This window comes from Oleiphilus sp. HI0043, assembly GCF_001634935.1.
In genome coordinates, this window is sequence record NZ_LWEY01000323.1 from 1 (window position 1) to 554 (window position 554).

Annotated in this window: 1 protein-coding gene; it reads left to right on the forward strand. The window is 39.5% G+C overall.

Going from position 1 to position 554, the window contains the following annotated elements:
• Positions 1–292 precede the first annotated feature (292 nt).
• The coding region (locus tag A3729_RS04415) for a response regulator (protein WP_156497659.1) at positions 293–554 on the forward strand (262 nt) is incomplete at its 3' end.

The window sequence follows — 554 nt, forward strand, 5'->3', positions numbered from 1 at the left end:
AAATGGGGCAGTTTTACTTTCTGAGTATTGTCGTTGCGTCGGTACTATTTGTATATCAGCAGCACTTGATTCGCCATCGTGACAGAGATGAGTGCTTTAAGGCGTTTTTGAACAATAACTGGGTGGGTATGGTTTTATTCCTGGGACTGTTTCTAGACTTTTATGTCAGGTGAATTGTAAAACTTCGCAAAAAGGAGCGCTCATTAGGTTCTCAGCATAGGCTTACAGTGTAGTGTCATAAAACTGTAACAGCTTGCCGTTTTAATACAGTTTGATTTTTGGAGTAAGTACTATGTCAGAAAAAACCGTATTAATTGTTGATGATGAAGCATCAATCAGAGAAATGATTGCTGTTGCTTTAGAAATGGCTGATTACAATTGTATCGAAGCTTCAAATGCGCAGGATGCATTTATTGCTATTGTGGATCAACGTCCCGATATGATTTTACTTGATTGGATGTTGCCAGGCACTAGCGGAATTGAATTGGCAAGACGCTTGAAACGCAATGAAGCGACCAGTGATATCCCTATTATTATGCTGACAGCTAAAACCG